The 15,783-nt window shown below is 64.0% G+C and carries 18 protein-coding genes and 3 pseudogenes; 14 read left to right on the top strand and 7 right to left on the bottom strand.

The annotated features are described in order from the left end of the window. The 6 genes and pseudogenes from CG471_RS16425 to CG471_RS16400 form a co-directional block, all read left to right on the top strand. A pseudogene (locus CG471_RS16425) lies at window positions 1-265 on the top strand (transcriptional regulator); the annotation flags it as partial. A 104-nt stretch (window positions 266-369) separates the two neighbouring features. Further along, window positions 370-801 (top strand): PaaI family thioesterase, encoded by a 432-nt coding sequence (locus tag CG471_RS16420; RefSeq protein ID WP_036529323.1) that lies wholly within the window; start codon window positions 370-372, stop codon window positions 799-801. A 215-nt stretch (window positions 802-1,016) separates the two neighbouring features. Continuing rightward, window positions 1,017-1,394: a CrcB family protein gene (locus CG471_RS16415; RefSeq protein WP_099232523.1), complete on the top strand. Its 378-nt coding sequence runs from the start codon at window positions 1,017-1,019 to the stop codon at window positions 1,392-1,394. A gap of 185 nt (window positions 1,395-1,579) precedes the next feature. Continuing rightward, the gene (locus CG471_RS16410; RefSeq protein WP_099232522.1) at window positions 1,580-2,473 is read left to right on the top strand and encodes a DnaJ C-terminal domain-containing protein; all 894 of its coding nucleotides are present in this window, start codon (window positions 1,580-1,582) and stop codon (window positions 2,471-2,473) included. Beyond that, a complete protein-coding gene (locus CG471_RS16405) occupies window positions 2,470-2,943 on the top strand; it encodes a chaperone modulator CbpM (protein WP_257211576.1) in 474 nt (157 codons plus the stop codon). Before CG471_RS16410 ends, CG471_RS16405 begins: the two co-directional genes overlap by 4 nt. A 72-nt stretch (window positions 2,944-3,015) precedes the next feature. Beyond that, window positions 3,016-3,183, top strand: a pseudogene (locus CG471_RS16400) (acetyl-CoA C-acyltransferase); the annotation flags it as partial. Between the two features lie 326 nt (window positions 3,184-3,509). Here CG471_RS16400 and CG471_RS16395 read toward each other — a convergent pair. The 3 genes from CG471_RS16395 to CG471_RS16390 all read right to left on the bottom strand — a co-directional run bounded on the left by CG471_RS16395 (window position 3,510) and on the right by CG471_RS16390 (window position 5,058). Next, window positions 3,510-4,205 (bottom strand): hypothetical protein, encoded by a 696-nt coding sequence (locus CG471_RS16395; protein WP_257211575.1) that lies wholly within the window; start codon window positions 4,203-4,205, stop codon window positions 3,510-3,512. Window positions 4,206-4,271: 66 nt separating this feature from the next. Next, window positions 4,272-4,397: a hypothetical protein gene (locus CG471_RS31380; RefSeq protein WP_257211574.1), complete on the bottom strand. Its 126-nt coding sequence runs from the start codon at window positions 4,395-4,397 to the stop codon at window positions 4,272-4,274. A gap of 100 nt (window positions 4,398-4,497) precedes the next feature. Continuing rightward, window positions 4,498-5,058: a PRC-barrel domain-containing protein gene (locus CG471_RS16390; protein WP_099232521.1), complete on the bottom strand. Its 561-nt coding sequence runs from the start codon at window positions 5,056-5,058 to the stop codon at window positions 4,498-4,500. Window positions 5,059-5,216: 158 nt separating this feature from the next. Here CG471_RS16390 and CG471_RS16385 point away from each other — a divergent pair, with 158 nt between their 5' ends. Together CG471_RS16385 and CG471_RS16380 are read left to right on the top strand one after the other, a co-directional pair. Beyond that, window positions 5,217-5,780, top strand: a complete 564-nt coding sequence (locus CG471_RS16385; RefSeq protein ID WP_099232520.1) for an SRPBCC family protein — start codon at window positions 5,217-5,219, stop codon at window positions 5,778-5,780. 5 nt (window positions 5,781-5,785) lie between these two features. Next, on the top strand, window positions 5,786-6,985 hold the full coding sequence (locus CG471_RS16380; protein ID WP_099232519.1) for a zinc-dependent alcohol dehydrogenase: 1,200 nt from the start codon (window positions 5,786-5,788) through the stop codon (window positions 6,983-6,985). A gap of 18 nt (window positions 6,986-7,003) precedes the next feature. Here the strand turns inward: CG471_RS16380 and CG471_RS16375 are convergent, their stop codons facing one another. Further along, window positions 7,004-7,396, bottom strand: coding sequence for a response regulator (locus tag CG471_RS16375; protein WP_306552759.1), 393 nt, complete (start codon window positions 7,394-7,396; stop codon window positions 7,004-7,006). A gap of 118 nt (window positions 7,397-7,514) precedes the next feature. After that, complete coding sequence (locus CG471_RS16370; protein WP_099232517.1) at window positions 7,515-7,937, bottom strand: DUF3597 family protein; 423 nt, start codon at window positions 7,935-7,937, stop codon at window positions 7,515-7,517. A 137-nt stretch (window positions 7,938-8,074) separates the two neighbouring features. On the opposite strand from CG471_RS16370, the gene CG471_RS16365 reads away from it, so the two are divergent. Then, window positions 8,075-8,629 carry a DUF4142 domain-containing protein gene (locus CG471_RS16365; RefSeq protein WP_099232516.1) on the top strand — a complete coding sequence of 185 codons (555 nt, stop codon included), beginning with the start codon at window positions 8,075-8,077 and terminating at the stop codon, window positions 8,627-8,629. A 91-nt stretch (window positions 8,630-8,720) separates the two neighbouring features. On the opposite strand, the gene CG471_RS16360 is transcribed toward CG471_RS16365, so the two are convergent. Next, window positions 8,721-9,137 carry a low affinity iron permease family protein gene (locus CG471_RS16360; RefSeq protein ID WP_099232515.1) on the bottom strand — a complete coding sequence of 139 codons (417 nt, stop codon included), beginning with the start codon at window positions 9,135-9,137 and terminating at the stop codon, window positions 8,721-8,723. Window positions 9,138-9,343: 206 nt separating this feature from the next. Here CG471_RS16360 and CG471_RS16355 point away from each other — a divergent pair, with 206 nt between their 5' ends. The 5 genes and pseudogenes from CG471_RS16355 (at window position 9,344) to CG471_RS16335 (ending at window position 14,110) form a co-directional block, all read left to right on the top strand. Continuing rightward, a complete protein-coding gene (locus CG471_RS16355; protein WP_037520926.1) occupies window positions 9,344-9,529 on the top strand; it encodes a YdcH family protein in 186 nt (61 codons plus the stop codon). 614 nt (window positions 9,530-10,143) lie between these two features. Next, the gene (gene htpG, locus CG471_RS16350; RefSeq protein ID WP_099232514.1) at window positions 10,144-12,036 is read left to right on the top strand and encodes a molecular chaperone HtpG; all 1,893 of its coding nucleotides are present in this window, start codon (window positions 10,144-10,146) and stop codon (window positions 12,034-12,036) included. Window positions 12,037-12,261: 225 nt separating this feature from the next. Beyond that, window positions 12,262-13,185, top strand: a pseudogene (locus tag CG471_RS16345) (cation:proton antiporter); the annotation flags it as partial. 53 nt (window positions 13,186-13,238) lie between these two features. After that, window positions 13,239-13,574 (top strand): hypothetical protein, encoded by a 336-nt coding sequence (locus tag CG471_RS16340; RefSeq protein ID WP_099232513.1) that lies wholly within the window; start codon window positions 13,239-13,241, stop codon window positions 13,572-13,574. Between the two features lie 200 nt (window positions 13,575-13,774). Continuing rightward, window positions 13,775-14,110 carry a response regulator gene (locus CG471_RS16335; RefSeq protein WP_257211573.1) on the top strand — a complete coding sequence of 112 codons (336 nt, stop codon included), beginning with the start codon at window positions 13,775-13,777 and terminating at the stop codon, window positions 14,108-14,110. Window positions 14,111-14,150: 40 nt separating this feature from the next. Here the strand turns inward: CG471_RS16335 and CG471_RS16330 are convergent, their stop codons facing one another. After that, entirely contained in the window at window positions 14,151-15,656 is a 1,506-nt protein-coding gene (locus tag CG471_RS16330) for an AarF/ABC1/UbiB kinase family protein (RefSeq protein ID WP_099232512.1), read from the bottom strand. Between the last annotated feature and the right edge of the window lie 127 nt (window positions 15,657-15,783).

Raw genomic sequence — 15,783 nt, 5'->3', positions numbered from 1 at the left:
CATGGCCGGGAGTTTCGAGCAACTCGTCCAGACATTCCCGCAATCGCGGATGGGCCTTGCGCAGATCGGCGGCCTGTTGAGCGAGCAAGGTCTTGGTCCGGTGGCCGAGGCGGCCTCTGCGTTCGTTGAGGGCGCGCTGTTCGCGGCGGGCGTGGTCGTTGCCATGAAGCTCGCGCGCCGTGATTTGGACAGGCCTGAAGGCCGCTCGGCGGCGTCGTCCGGCCTGGTCACGAGCGGTAGAGGCAGCGCGCCTCGGTTGGGTTAGGGCCCGCCAGCCCGGGTATGGGCAGCGAAGAGGTAGATAGGCCTGATCGGCTTGATTTTCCTTTCGGTTATCAGAACAGGTTTCCTGCGATAAGAGCGGTCGACATGAACAATGATCTTCCCGAACCGCGCCTGGATTTTGACGGCCTCAATGCGTTTCTCGACGCCGCCTTTCCGCTCGAAGCGCGCGCCAATTTAGGTTCGCTCGTGGAGATCGCTCCGGGGCGTGTCCGGATGCTGCTCGAGCCGACTGCGGCGATGGCGCGGCCTGGAGGGATCGTATCAGGCCCTTCGTTGATGGCGCTGGCCGACATTGCGGCGTATGCTGCGATTGCCGCCCATTATGGTCCTGAACCTATGGCAGTAACACATAACCTTTCGATCTCTTTCTTGCGGGCCTGCCAGTTCGAGGCGATCCATGCCGATGCCCGGCTGCTCAAACTCGGGCGCAGGCTATCAACGATCGACGTGCGGATCTGGCAGGGGCGCGAGGATCGCCTGGTGGCGCAAGCAACGGTTGGATACGCGCAGCCATAGTCGCAGTGTCCCCGCCACTTGGCGGCTGCTCCTTATCCCCGGGCCGACCGGAGGCTCGGCCAGGCGCCGCCGGCCGCGTCGTTTCGGCAATTGTTGATCACATATATCGCCCGCTAAATGTCGCGGAAGGCAATGGATTCCTGCCTGGCACATCGCCGAACCGCCCTCGCAAGGGACGATGATTCCTACCGGCGCCATCTGGCGAAGGAGGAATCATGCGTTTGTTCTTCATCGTGTTCGTGGGTTCAGGGATAGGTGGCGCGCTACGCCATCTCGTAGGTCTTGTATCGCTTCGACTGCTCGGACCGAGCTTTCCCTCTGGAACCCTGGCCATGAATGTCTTCGGCTCAGCGCTGATGGGGTTGGTCATCGTAGTGCTTTCGATGCGCTCGGGGACCAGCCATGAGCTGCGGGTCTTCCTGACCATCGGCCTCATCGGCGGCTTCACCACCTGGTCGACGTTCAGCCTTCACGCGTACAGTCTCTGGGAACGCGGCGAACAGGCGGCAGCGATAGGCTACGTCCTTAGCAGTCTCGTCCTGTCGTTCGCGGTTCTGGCCGTTGTCCTGGTGGCGGCTCGCTGCTTCGGTTGATGCAGATTAGAGATTAGACTGAGTGTCAGCGCTCATTTGCCGGCGGCCCTGACGGCGGGACGGAGCCAGAAGAAAATCGTGCAGCCAGCCCCGACCGAAATCTTGTTTTTGTCCCGACCGCAACAAAATTGGATGAGCGCGGCTATGACGCGCTGGGCCAATGATACAGGAGCGAGGGCACCACGTTGAGCAGTCCTTATGAGGTCTTGGGGGTATCGCCGACAGCCTCGGCGGATGAAATTCAGAAGGCCTACCGAAAACTCGCCAAGACCCTCCATCCCGATCTCAATCCTGGCGACCGGACGGCTGAAGACAAGTTCAAAGCCGTCGCGGGAGCCTATGATCTCCTTCGCGATCCCGAAAAGCGGCGTCGCTTTGACGCCGGCGAGATCGACGAGACCGGCGCCGAGCGACCGCCGCAGGGCTATTACCGGGACTATGCCAGCAATGATTACGGCCGATATGCCAACAGCGGCGGCTTTGCGGATTTCGACGAGGACCTGTTCGCCGACTTGTTCCGGCAACGTGGGAGAGCGCAGCCCAATCGGCGCGGCGAGGATCTCCAGTTCCGCCTGGGTCTGACCTTGGCGCAGGCGATCACGGGCGGCGAACAGCGACTGACCCTGCCGGGCGGTGGTACGCTCGACGTCAAGATTCCCGCCGGGATCGTCGATGGCCAGACATTGCGCCTCAAGGGCAAGGGCGGGATGGGCTTTGGCAGCGGCGGCCCCGGTGACGCCTATATCATGCTCGATGTTCTGCCCGATCCGCGATTTGCGCGAGAAGGCGATGATCTCGTTCTCGAGGTTCCGATCTCGCTGAGCGAAGCGGTACTTGGCGGCAAGATCCAGGTCGCGACACCGACGGGTCAGGTGTCGATGACAGTGCCGGCCGGTTCGAACAGCGGCAGCACATTGCGCCTGAAGGGGCAGGGGGCCCCGCGCGCAGGCGGCGGCCGCGGCGACGAACTGGTCAGGCTGAAGATCGTACTGCCCAAGCCGACCGATCCGGAGCTCGAAGCCTTTGTGAAAAACTGGGAGGCGGGCAGGGCACATAATCCGCGGGAGGCAAGCCGATGATCGACCTGGACGACTTCGTGCAGCGCACGGGTATCGCACGGCAGGTTCTGACGACCTGGATCGAGCGCGAATGGCTGGTCGCCGAGCACCCCGGCACGTTGCAGCTCTCGGAGATGGATGCCGCCAGAGCACGGCTCATTCATCAGTTGGAAGGCGATTTCGGGATCAACGACGAGGGTATCGAGATCGTTCTCCACCTGCTCGACCAGGTCCATGGCCTGCGCCGCGCGCTCGAGGCCATGCAGCGAGCAGAACCTGCCGGGCGGGGCAGGGTGACCCGGCGTGGGAGCCGCCTCCGCCAGCGCTACTATCGCTTGGGCAAGCGCCGGCTTTGGTTGGCCAGTCGCCGCCCGCCAATAGGCGCGACCAAGATGGGGATTATCGCCAAAGGCACGCCGGTGACGCGCCTGGTTCGCGCGCAGTGGGAAAGTCGGCGGAAAGAGCGCGGAAGACTGTGGAACGCGTGTTAAAAGGACAGGACCGCACCGCGATACAATTCGGCGTGTCGTGGAGCATCAGCGACAAATCGCGTGGTCACAAAAGGGATTGGTCTTGGCCATCGGGTGGGCGCGACCGGAGCCATGTTGACGTTGAAGGTGCTCTACGAGTTGACCCGCACCGGCGGCCGCTACGCCCTCGTGACCATGTGCATCGGCGGCGGGCAAGGGATCGCGATGATCATCGAGCGGCTCGGCCCAAGGCTTTCGTGATCCACCCGCTCGGCGGCCATTCTATTTGGCAGCGGCAGGCTAGGCTTTGATGCAAAGGCCGGCGCGCTTCCCCCTAAGGCCAAGCTATGTTACCCGGCCGCGCCCTCATCGACGGTTCGCGACGTCATCTTTCGTCGTCGGGCGAATAATCACGTCTGTCAGAATATGCGCCGCCCGGATGCTCCGCCTTTAGGTCATTGCTAACCGCGCCCCTCTATGTGTCAAAGGGAACAGAGCGGGGGCTCAAGCGGCTCGCGGCGTGTCAGCGCTGCGAGCCCCACCTACCGGCTCTCCAGTTCGTGGTTATCCAGGCAGACCCGTCCGCGTCATCCGCCGTTCGCCCTGCCGTTTTTGCCGATTTCCCGCTCAAGCCAGGCGACGAAGCGCCCATCCTCGAAATTTGCCGGCGTCAGGGCAAAGGCACCGTTCCCGGCCATCGCAGCCCCCATCTCCCCATCCTCCGCGATCCCCACGTCGCCGGGAAGCACGATCCGCAGCTGGCCGATTGTCGTCGCCTCACGGCGCAGACCGACCTGCCATTCACGAGCGAAGCCCTCCTCGCCAAGGTCGCGCATGATCGTGCACTCCACACCATGACAGTCGAGCTTTTCGCGGAGCGCGATGAGCGCCTCGAGCGCGTCCCGCTCGAAGGCCGATCCCACAGGCATGAAGCAGCGCGCGCTCTTGATGGCCTGCGCATAACCGCGCCGTGCCACCGCCTTGCCTGTGGGATCGACGGTACAGACGAGCAGCACGAGATGCGGACCTGGGAGCTCCAGATCACCCTCGATGCCGCGCTCGACGACCAGCGGCGAGGCATGGCCGAAAAGGACGGCGCGCGGCGTTACCGACTGGGCGAGTAGCAGAAGAAAGCCTTGGCGCGCCTGCTGCAGGATGAGCGTGCGGGCGAGTGCCCCATTCCAGTAGGGGCCGCTGCGGGTCCAGAGGAGTTCGCTCAGGCGGTGGCCACTGGTGAGAACCACCTGGCCGGCAGCCTCCACCAGCGCATCGAGCTCGTCCATAAGGCCAAGTTCGCTTCTGTGGACTGGCCCGGGCAACACATTGCGGCCGGCGCGCGCCATCAACGATCACAGGCCGCGCCCAAGATCCGAGGCGATCCGCTCAGGCTTCTCGCCGGGCAGCGGCGGAAGCGCGTTGTCCAGGGATATGGAAAGAAATTCGGGCGCGGAAGTCCGCGCAAAGCCGTCCTGCATGATCGTCGCCCCCTCCTGCAAGTCTGCCGCCTCTCTCCTTGTTCAGCAAGTCATGGTGACCACCGAGGGTCGAACCTCGACGCTGTGACTACTTGACCGTCTAGCTGCGTGCCGGCGTCGCGGCCGCCGCCTCTGGCGCCGCGGGCCAGTCGCCATCGGCGAGCCCAGGTAGCGCCTCGAACCATGTCCTCTCATGATGCAGGGTGAAGCCCTCGCAGCCAAAGTCGAGGTCGCTGCGTGCGACCGCGCGCAGCGTCTCGCCGATGCCGCCCACGCCGCCTGAGCGTGTGACCACGTAGCTCACGGCGCCGTCCGCGCAGGTCACAAGGGCCTCGACCACGGTGCCGACCACCTCGCCATCCGATGCCGTGACGGGGAGCCCGGTGATCCCGGTGGCGGTAAACAGGGTGGGCAGAGCCGAGCGGCGGCTCGCTTCGCTGGCGGATTGGCCGCCATCTTCATAGGCGCGCTGCCGGCCGAGCCAGCGCCAGATGCCGATCAGGTTGACCAGCGTCAGGAAGCCGTTGGTCGCCAGCAGATTTGTCTGCCCGGTCGAGAACCCGACAAGTGACCAACAGATCGAGCCTAGCGTGAAGACGACGAAGCCCCAGCCAGTCACGCGAGCACCAAGATTGGCGGCTGTCATCATGGCGGCGATCATCGTGGCGATCGGGGCGATCCATCCGGCGGCGTCTTCCAGCTTGCACTCCTATCGCTTTGCCCGGCGTCCGATCGGTCGTTTCGGAGGTCCGTGATCCTGGCACAGATCGGAACCCCCGCTCCGCGATGACGTTCCCGAACCAAGGAGTATCCGCAGCCATGACAGATTCTGAAACGCGCAGCCGCACCGCCGGACAGGATGACGCCCCCGTCACCGCGTCGAAAACCGCCGATCCCGATCGCAAGCTGCTGGCCGAGGCGGTGACCATCAACCGACCAGCGCGCGAGCTCTATGATTTCTGGCGCGATCCCACGAACCTGGTTTCGTTCATGGACAATATCGTCTCGATCGAGCCGATCGACCGCGATCGGTCGCGCTGGACCGTGAAGGCGCCGGCGGGCCGCGAAGTGTCCTGGGAGTCGGTCATCACCAAGGATGTGCCGGGCGAGGAGATAACCTGGCAGTCTGCCGAGGGCGCCGACGTCGCCAATAGCGGCCGGATCGAGTTTCGCGATGCGGGGCAGCGCGGCACCGTCGTGCGCGCCGTGATCGCCTATGATCCGCCCGGCGGCGTGATCGGCGAACTGGTCGCCAAGCTCTTCCAGCGCGAGCCGAGGATCCAGACGCGGCGCGACCTGCGCCGGTTCAAGCAGCTTATGGAAACCGGCGAAATCGCCACGAACGCGCGCAATCCGCGCATCCTCGCAGAAGAAGGAAAGTAAGTGCGATGAAGGCGATCACCTGGCACGGCAAGCACGACGTACGCTGCGACACGGTCGACGATCCCGCGATCGTCAATCCGCGCGATGCGATCATCCGCGTGACCTCCACCGCGATCTGCGGGTCGGACCTGCATCTTTATGACGGCTATATCCCGACGATGCAGAAGGGCGACATTCTCGGCCACGAGTTCATGGGCGAAGTGGTCGAGGTCGGGCCCAAGAGCAGCCTCAAGACCGGACAGCGCGTCGTCGTGCCGTTCACCATCTCGTGCGGCAGCTGCTACCACTGTTCGAAGACGCAATATTCGGCCTGCGAGAATGCGAACCCGGCCGACAACCAGGATATCGGGCGCGAGGGCTATGGCCATCCGATGCCCGGCCTGTTCGGCTACAGCCACATGACCGGAGGCTATGCCGGCGGGCAGGCCGAATATGTCCGCGTGCCCTTCTCTGATGTCGGCCCGCTCGTCATTCCCGACGAAAGCATCCCGGACGACAAGGTGCTGTTCCTCTCGGACATCCTTCCGACGGGCTGGATGGCGGCGGAGAATGCCGAGATCGAGCCAGGCGACACAGTGGCGGTCTGGGGCTGCGGTCCGGTGGGCCTGTTCGCGGTGCAGTCGGCTTTCCTGATGGGCGCCGAGCGGGTCATCGCGATTGATCATTTCCCCCGCCGCCTCGAACTTGCGCGCAAATTCGGTGCCGAGACTGTCAATTTCGAGGATAGCAAGGTCTATGAGGCGCTGATGGAGATGACGGGCGGGATCGGCCCCGACGCGGCGATCGATTGCGTGGGCCTTGAGGCGCACGGCGCCTTTGCCGACAATGTCATTGACCAGATCAAGGCTTCCACCTTCCTGGGGACCGATCGCATCCACGCCATCCGGCAGGTGATCCTGGCGACCCGCAAGGGCGGGCGTGTCTCGATGCCCGCCGTCTATGGCGGCTTCGTCGACAAGTTCCCCTTGGGCGCACTGATGGAGAAGGGCCTGACCCTCAAGACCGGCCAGACGCATGTGCAGCGCTATCTGCAGCCTCTCTATGCCGCGATCGCGGAGGACAAGATCGATTCAACCTTCCTTATCAGCCACCGCATGGCGCTCGAGGATGGGCCACTCGGCTATCAGAAATTCCACGACGAGCAGGACAGCTACACGAAGATCGTTTTGAAGCCAGGGCAGGCAGCGGGCGCAACGGCTGCCTGACGCTGCACATACGCCTTGTCAGACGCCCGCGAGCGCGTCGATGGAAGCCTGTACGTTCTCGTAAGTATAGGGCTTGGTCAGGGTCCGGGCGCCGGCATGGCGCTCGGACGGCGCCTGGAGGTTGCCACCCGTGGCAAGGACGAACGGGATGCCGCGATCCTGAAGCGCGTCGGCGACCGGCCAGGAGGTTTCCTTGCCCAGGTTGAGGTCGAGGATGGCGAGGTCAAAGCTCTGCGCTTGGATCTCGGCGAGCGCGTCGGCGACGCTTCCTACGGCCGCGCCGATCCGATGACCCATCATGTCGATGAAATCCTCGAGCATCATGGCGATGAGCGGTTCGTCCTCAACGACAAGAATGTTGCGTGTGTTTGTCATGGGGTCGGCAATATGCCTCCCTTGTAGGCGCGCCAAGCTTTATCTGGCCTGCCCCGCCTGCCCGGCCTGCACGCCTCCGCAGCCGTCGTCACTCACTGGATCGTCGTTGCGGCACTGCGGCTGCTCCGTCGGAACAGCCGCAGTGCGCAACCGCCTAATTGCGCATGTCGTCGGGGACGATGCCGCCATTTTCGGCAAGCTTGTCTATGACGGCGCGGTGAAGCGCGATATTCTGTTCGGCTGAACCGGGTTCGCCGGCATTCACCCCGAGTTCCTCGGCCAGCTCCTTTCGGGCGGTGAGACTGGAATCGAGATCGAGAAGCTTCAGAAGATCGACGATCGAGTTCTTGTAGTTGCCGCCATGATCGTCCTTCATTGCGGCCATAGCCTCCAGGACGGGCCCGACGTTGACCGATGTTTGCGCCGGTGCAGCGGCGGCGGGAGCCGGAGCAGTTGTCGTGGGCGCTGGGGCGGGACTTGGCGCGGCAGGCGCGGCGGAGGGCGCAGGACTCGCGGGCGCGGCCTTGGCCGCGTTCGGGTGGAAGATCTTGCTCAGGATGTTGCCGAAGATGCTCATCGTCTCGTCTCCTTGGGTCTCTTGCCGCGCTGCGGGCGGGCAGGGGTGTAACGTCCCGCGTTCGAAAAGGTCCACCGCTGGAACGATGAAGCCTGGCCCGCGTTGAGCAGGCGTCCTGCTCGAATGGGGAGTTATTCATGAAACCGCTTCTTTTGGTATCTCTTTCGGCCGCCGCGCTTTGCCTTTCCGCTTGCGGCAAGAAGGCCGAGCCTGTCGAGAACACGGCAGCGACCTCGGCGGCCGAACCTGCCGCGCCGGCACCTGCGGTCCTGAGCCCGGGACAGGCCTTTGCAAACACGGCGGCAGCAAGCGACGCTTTCGAGATCGAGACGTCGAAACTCGCGGCGAGCAAGGCGCAGTCCGCAAAGATCAAGTCCTTCGCCGAGCAGATGATCAAGGCCCACACGGACTCGACTGCCAAGCTCAAAACGGCGGCCGCGGCCGCGACGCCGGCGATCGCGCCTGATGCGGCGTTGACCCCGGCCCAGCAGCAGGAGCTCGCCGATCTGCAAACCAAGTCGGGCGCCGAGTTTGATCATGCCTATGCGCGCCTCCAGGCCGATGGCCACCAGAAGACATTGGATGCGCTCAAGGCCTATGCGGCAAGCGGGGACGTTGCGCCCCTCAAGGCTTTCGCGTCCGAGCTCGTACCGATCGTCACTGCGCACCTCAATATGGCCAAGGGCCTCTAACGCCAGCCAGCTTCACGAACCGGGTGTCTGGTGGACGCCCTGACCTGCGCATCATGAGGCGCCAGCGCTCCGAACGGGCGCTGTGCGCTCGTCAGTAGCGCTTGAGCAGAGTTTCCACGGTGCGGGTGACGGTCCGATCCTTGTCGTCGTCTGCTTCGCTGCGGATATCGTTCTCAAGAGCTTCCCGGATCTTGGCGATCTGGGCGTCGGTCAGATGTTCTATGCCCACAAATTCGACGCGCGCCTTGTCGAGCGCGCGGATGATCTCGTCGAGCTTTGCCTGCATTGCGGCTCCGTCACGGTTCTGGCTGTTCTGAATGAGGAAGACGGCAAGAAAGGTCAGGACGGTGGTCGCGGTGTTCACGATGAGCTGCCAGGTGTCCGAATAATGGAGGAATGGTCCACTGATGGCCCAGAGAACGATGAACAGCGTCGAGATAATGAAGGCCAGCGGCTGGCCCATGATCGTGGCAGAACGTGTGGCGATGGCGGTGAAGAAACGATCCATGGGAGATTTTCCAAATCTTTGCTGAGACGATGGTGGTGCTTTGACGCCCAGGCGGCGTGTTGCTGTACGATTGCTGGGGTGCCAGACCAAGCCATGCTGATGTCGCCAAAGGCCTCGGGAATGACTGGAAAAGGACAGGACGCGCACCTATTCTCAGGCTGTGCGCGAGAAAGCGCACATAGTCACAACCTGGCATGGAGAAGACGATGTCCGACCATTATCTGAACCATCTGCGCGAGGAGCACGCCCGTCTGGAGGCAGAGATCGAGCAGGAACTGCGGCGGCCTGTACCCGACCAGCTTCTGGTCGCCCGTCTCAAAAAGCTCAAGCTCGCCGCTAAGGATCGACTGACGGCCATGGATCGCGGTCGCGCCCAAAGCTCGGCGGCCTGACGAATGGACGGCGGAGCCGAGAACGTCGGTTCCGCCATTCCGCTGAAGGGGGCATGACAAGTACATCGGTTGGTGCGTTGGGAATGGACTCGCGGGTGCTACTAATGTCCCGTCGATCGCGTTAGACGTGGACCATGTATGTGCGTTGTCTTCTGGGTCGGCATAAGCCGTCATCCGCTTCCATAGCGCGCGACAAGCAGGGCCAGTACAAAGCGTTCTGCGAGCGATGCGACTTGCCGATTGAGATGGATCACAAAGGCGCCTGGCGCGTACCGCCTCCCATTTACGACCGGCCCTCAGGGAAGGATAGCGTTGCGGCTGACGACTAGCTGTGGGCTGCGGGCAGGCTTACTGCGCAAGCGGCAGGTCCGCCTTGGCAGCGCCAAGCAGTACCCATCCACTGAATCGGCAGCGCCGAGCGTCACGGCCAACCATTGCAGGGACAAGCAACGCGCTGCCTGCCTGGGCCCCCGCGGCGGGTGGGGGCTCATCATCCCGCCGAACTCGTGTGTCACTGGGGTCGTGCCCGCCATCACGCCGGTTCCCCCGGGTTGAAAAACCGGGCCGTGCCAACCAGATTTCGCCCGCCATTCCAAGGAGAGCGAAATATAGCGATGAGCACGATTACCGACGCTTCCCCCGACACGCGGTCCTTTGAGGCCGATGTCGCCAAGCTGCTGCACCTGATGGTGCACTCCGTCTATTCGGACAAGGATGTCTTCCTTCGCGAACTGGTGTCCAATGCCGCCGACGCCTGCGAAAAGCTGCGCTACGAAGCGATAGCGGCGCCGGCACTGCTGGGTGACGACCCTCAGCCGCGGATCACGATTACGCTCGATCCCGATGCGCGCCAGTTGACCATCGAGGACAATGGCATTGGCATGACCCAGGCCGAAATGGCCGAGGCGCTCGGCACGATCGCCCGTTCGGGCACCAAAGCCTTCATGGAACAGATCGCCGCCAAAAAGGATGGCGAGGGCGGCCAGCTCATCGGCCAGTTCGGCGTCGGCTTCTATTCCGCCTTCATGGTTGCGGACAAGGTCGATGTGCTATCGCGCCGTGCTGGTGAGGATGGTGCTGGCCTGTGGACGTCGGATGGTTTGGGCACCTACTCGATCGGGGATGCTGATCCGGCCGAGGCTCCGGCGCGCGGAACGCGCGTCATTCTTCATCTCAAGGAAGATGCGGCCGACTATACCCGGCGCTTCAGCGTGGAGCCCAAGATCAAGGCGCAGTCGGGCCATGTCCCGGTGCCGATCGTCCTCAAGGACAAGCCCGATGCGGAGCCGGCGCAGATTGCCGATGGCGCGGCGCTTTGGGCGCGGCCCAAGTCCGAGATCAGCGAGGAAGACTATACCGACTTCTATAGGACCAACGCCGGACAGTTCGACACCCCCGCACTGACGCTGCACTACCGCGCCGAGGGCGTGCACGAATATAATGTGCTCGCTTTCGTGCCTGAGATGCGACCCTTCGACCTGTTCGACCCAGATCGGGCGGGGCGGATGAAGCTCTATGTCCGCCGGGTGTTCATCACGGGCGAGGCGCAGATCCTGCCTCGCTACCTGCGCTTTGTGCGCGGACTGGTCGACTCGCAGGACCTGCCGCTCAACGTTTCGCGCGAGATGATCCAGGAGAGCCCGGTTCTGGCCGCCATCCAGAAGGGTGTGTCCAACCGCGTGTTGAGCGAACTGGAAAAGCTCTCGAACAGCGATGGCGACAAGTATCTCAAGATCTGGGAGAATTTCGGGTCCGTCCTAAAGGAGGGTCTCTACGAGGATTACGCTCGGCGCGAGACGCTGCTGGGGCTCGCCCGCTTCAAGACCAGCACGTCGAACAATGAATGGCGTTCGCTCAAGGACTATGCTGCCGATCTGAAAGAGAACCAGACCGCCATCTACTATGCGGTGGGTTCCGACATCGAGCGGCTCGCCTCCTCGCCCCAGCTCGAAGGCTTCCGCGCGCGCGGCATCGAAGTGCTCCTGCTGACCGACCAGATCGACGGTTTCTGGGTGACCGGAGCGCCGGATTTCGAAGGCAAGCCGTTCAAATCGGTGACACAGGGCATGTCGGATCTGGGTCTCATACCCCTTGCCGATGGCGAGCAACCGCCGGCGGAAACGTCGGACGAGGTCGCCGGCTTCATCGACTTCGTCAAGGCGACGCTGGGCGATGTCGTATCCGATGTCCGCGCGTCGGAACGGCTGACCGACAGCCCTGTGTGCCTGGTAGCGCCCGAACATGGCATGGACCGGCAGATGGAGCGGCTGCTGGCGGGCGCGGGGCAGCTTGCGCAGGTGAGCAAGCCGGTCCTCGAGATCAATCCCCGGCACGCCCTCGTCACCAGGCTCAGCGCGGTAGGTGCAGAGCAGGCCGACTTGCGCGAGGATGCAGCGCATCTACTGTTCGACGAGGCCCGCATCGCCGACGGGGAACTGCCGCTCGATCCGCGAGCCTTTTCTGAAAGGCTTGGCCGGGTCCTGCTGCGCGGCAGCGGCCCGATCTGAAGGCACGGTTCGGGCGCGTCCAGCCGGCCGCTTAAGCCAAGGTTAGATGTACGGCCCGGTTCCGCTTCAGAGTGGGTCCGGGCCGTAACGCATTCTTGGGCTCGCGCGCCCCCGGCTGATGTATAAAACATCAAATCTCTATATTCACAGCCTCTGTAGATAGATGGTACTTACATGATCGAGGCATGAGCCTCTGAGGGGTGCAAGGCTAGTCTCGCATGGAGCTGTTCGGGCATCCTGGCCGCGGTGGCCGCAGGCCTTACGATGGGCTTCGTCGAGGGGAGCGGCGAACTTGCCGCCTCGACGCGCATTCGCCGCAACACGGTGTGGGATGTCATCCAGTTCACCGCCAATGGCGTCATCTTCGTGCTGCTCGGTGAACAGCTGCCGGCCATCCTCGCGGGCGCGGCGGCGACGGTGCGCCTCACCGGTCATCATGAACCCTGGTGGCTGGGCGTTTATGTGCTTGCGATCAATCTTGGACTGGCCGCCTTGCGCTTCCTTTGGGTCTGGCTGTCGTTCCGCTTGAGTTTCTTCCGGCAGGGCGACGGACAATCGACCCCGAACTGGCGCATAGTCGCAGCGATGTCCTTTGCCGGCGTGCGCGGCGCTATCACGCTTGCGGGCGTGCTCACGCTCCCGCTCGTGCTCAGCGATGGGTCGCCCTTCCCGGGGCGCGACCTCGCCATTTTCCTGGCGATGGGGGTCATCATAGTCTCGCTGCTCGTCGCGAGCCTTGGCCTTCCCGTCCTGCTGCGGGGCCTGCTCGTGCCGCCCGAGCATGACCAGCAGAGCGCCGAAGATGCCGCGCGCGTCAAGGCAGCCGAAGCGGCCATTGCCCGGATCGAGGAGGTCCAGCACGAACTGGCCGAGGGCCGCGCGGATGCCGATCTTTATGTGTCCGCTGCCGCGCGGATCATGGACGGTTACCGCGAGCGGATCGAAAGCCGGGTGGGGACACGCGAGGAAAATGCCGAGATGCGGCGAGGGGAGGCGATCGAACGGCGCCTGCGCATCGCCGCGCTCAAAGCGGAACGGAGCCAGATCTTTCGCATGGTCCGCAAACGGGAACTCGGCAGCGAGCTTGCGCGCAAGCTCATTCGGGAGCTTGATCTCGCAGAAGCCCGCCATGCGGCCCAGCTCGGCTGACGGCGTGGACACAGGAAGCACGGAGCCAGAAACAGAAAAGAAGGGAGCGGGCCATGGACGAGGCCGACCGGGAATGCAGGGTCGACGAAGCGCCGCGCCTGCTGGAGCGCGCGCTGGCCCTGGTGGACGGCGTCAACGAGGATGCGGCGATGCACGTCCAGATCGCGATCGACCGCCTCATGCCGCAGCCGAGACAGTCCCAGGTTGCGCCCGATGATTGGGACCTGATCAGCTTGCTCCCGCATCTCACCAGCCGCGTCTACTGCCTGCATCGCCATAATGGACTGGCCGTCGGAACGGTGGCGACACGGCTTGGCTTGTCCCTGGACGAGGTCGTCAAACAGATACGTTGCGCCGAGGCTTTCCTGACGGGCCACGCGATCCAGTGATCGCCGCCGTCGAGGATACCCGTCCATAGGCGCGGGCGCAAGCGTCACGGTTCGTCGAAAATCAGAAAGAATTCTGCGCTTTTGCCGCCTTGTCTGTGAACCATGGCCCCCTGCCGCCGTTCATAGGGAAACGGGGCATATGTGTTGCTGTATTACCGAGGATTGCATGATGGCCGATAGGCAACATGTTCTGGTTGTCGATGACGAGCCGGCTCCGGATGATCCTTGTCGATCTCCTGGAGGGCGAGGGCTATGCGATCGAGGAGGCTTCCAACGCCGCCGAGGCTCTTGAGGTCCTGCAGGCGCTGCCCTCGATCCGGATCGTCGTCACCGATATCCAGATGCCCGGATCGATGGATGGCTTGCGCCTGGCGCGCTATATTCGCGATGCCTATCCTCCCATCGCTCTTATCGTTTCCTCAGGCGCCGTTCGGCCTGAGCAGGGTGCGTTGCCCGACGATGCTGTCTTTCTCTCGAAGCCGGCCGACCATCGCGAATTGCTCCGCGTGATCGAAGACCGCCTCTCGGCCGCCTGAAAAGGCAGCCGCGAAGCGGCGAGCCTCCATCAGGGGCGCCTTAGAAAAGCACCAGAGCGGCCGCGAGGACGAGGGATCCCGCGACAATGGCGCCCGCGATCCACCGCCCGGCCGCGGCGATCTCCGTGCCCCCACGCTGCGGAGGGATGAATTGATCGCGCTCCAGCCGCTCGATGATCAGCCTCAGCAGCCGCGGGCCATCCTGCCCGATCCTTGTAATCTCGCGCAGCAGACCTTGGAGTACCGGGGTCCAGGCAGCGGGATCGAGCCGCGAGGCAACGATGCGCACTGCAGCCTGTCGCAGGGCAAGGGTCAGGTCGAAGCCGGGGGCGATGTTGGCGAGGACGCCATCGATCGTCACCAGTGCCTTGAAGATGAGGAGCAGGTCGGGCGGGACGGTCAGCCGCTCCTCTCGCATGAGCGCGAAGAAATCGTTGACCAGGGTGGCGAGCACCAGGCGCGTGCCGCCATGGCGGGCGACAAGCTGTTCGGCCGCCAGAAGGAGCCGCTCGCGAGGCGGGCTCTCACCGGCGGACCACAGGGCGAGCGTCTCCGCCAGGGCCTGCGGATCCCCGATATTGATGGCCTGGACGAAGCGCAAAAGCTCTTCCCGGCGCCGGGGGCTGACATGGCCGATGAGGCCTAGATCCAGCAAGGCGAGGCGGTTTCCGGGCAAGCACAGGAGATTGCCGGGGTGGGGATCGGCATGGAACCGGCCGGTGAGAAGGACCATGTCGAGCACGACCTGAGCGCCGAGCGATGCGATCGCGTGGGGATCGATGTCCGCCTGGACGAGCGTCTCTGCCGAGCGCGGCGCGACCCCTTCGACATAGTCCATGGCGAGGAGCGTTTCCGACGTCCATTCCCAGTGGATTCCGGGAATGACGACCTGCGCGTTGCCGACGAGGTCGGCGCGCAAGCGGTCGGCATTGCGGGCCTCGTTGGTGAAGTCGAGTTCCTCCAGGATTGCGGAAGCGAGCTGTTGGACGAGCGCGGTGGGCGCAAAGCGCCGGATTTCCGCACTGGCCCGCTCGAGTACCGCCGCGAACTGGGCGATGAGGCGCAGATCCGCTTCCATGCGGGGACGGATGCCGGGCCGCCGGACCTTGAGGACGATGGCGCGACCATCGTGCAGGTGAGCGAGGTGGACCTGCGCCATCGAAGCGGCGGCAAGCGGCTCGGGATCGAACGCGGCGAACGCCTTGCTGACAGGTTCTCCCAAAGCCTCCTTGATGGCGGGCCGCACCATTTCGAACGGAAGCGTCGCCGCCTGGCTGTGAAGCCGCTCCAGTTCGGTGATCCAGTCGGGAGGGAGAAGATCGCTGCGCGTGGCGAGAATTTGCCCGAGCTTGACGAAGGTGGGACCCAATTCCTCCAGCGCCAGGCGCGTGCGTGCGGGCAGCGCCGCTGCCTCGCCCGCAAGAAGATCTTTGGCGCCCAGCCCGAACCGGTCGATCGCCGTGTCGAGGCCATAGCGCGCCAGGACCCCGGTGACCTCACCAAGACGCTCCCGGTCCCGGGCCGCTACCATCAAGCTTTTCAACATGGCCCCAGAGATAGGGGCAGCGCACCGGAAACGAAGGGGCGACATTTTCGCGACCGGCGCGGTGCGCCGGCAGGAACGTAGGAAGCAAGGGCGTGTTTCGTGAGAGCCATCCCGCGCGTCGTGCAGG

The sequence above is a fragment of the Sphingobium sp. IP1 genome (genome assembly GCF_002708645.1).
In the GTDB taxonomy this organism is placed as follows: Bacteria; Pseudomonadota; Alphaproteobacteria; order Sphingomonadales; family Sphingomonadaceae; genus Sphingobium; species Sphingobium yanoikuyae.
Note: the sequence above shows the minus strand (reverse complement) of the source record. Positions and strands in the feature narration are given on the sequence as shown.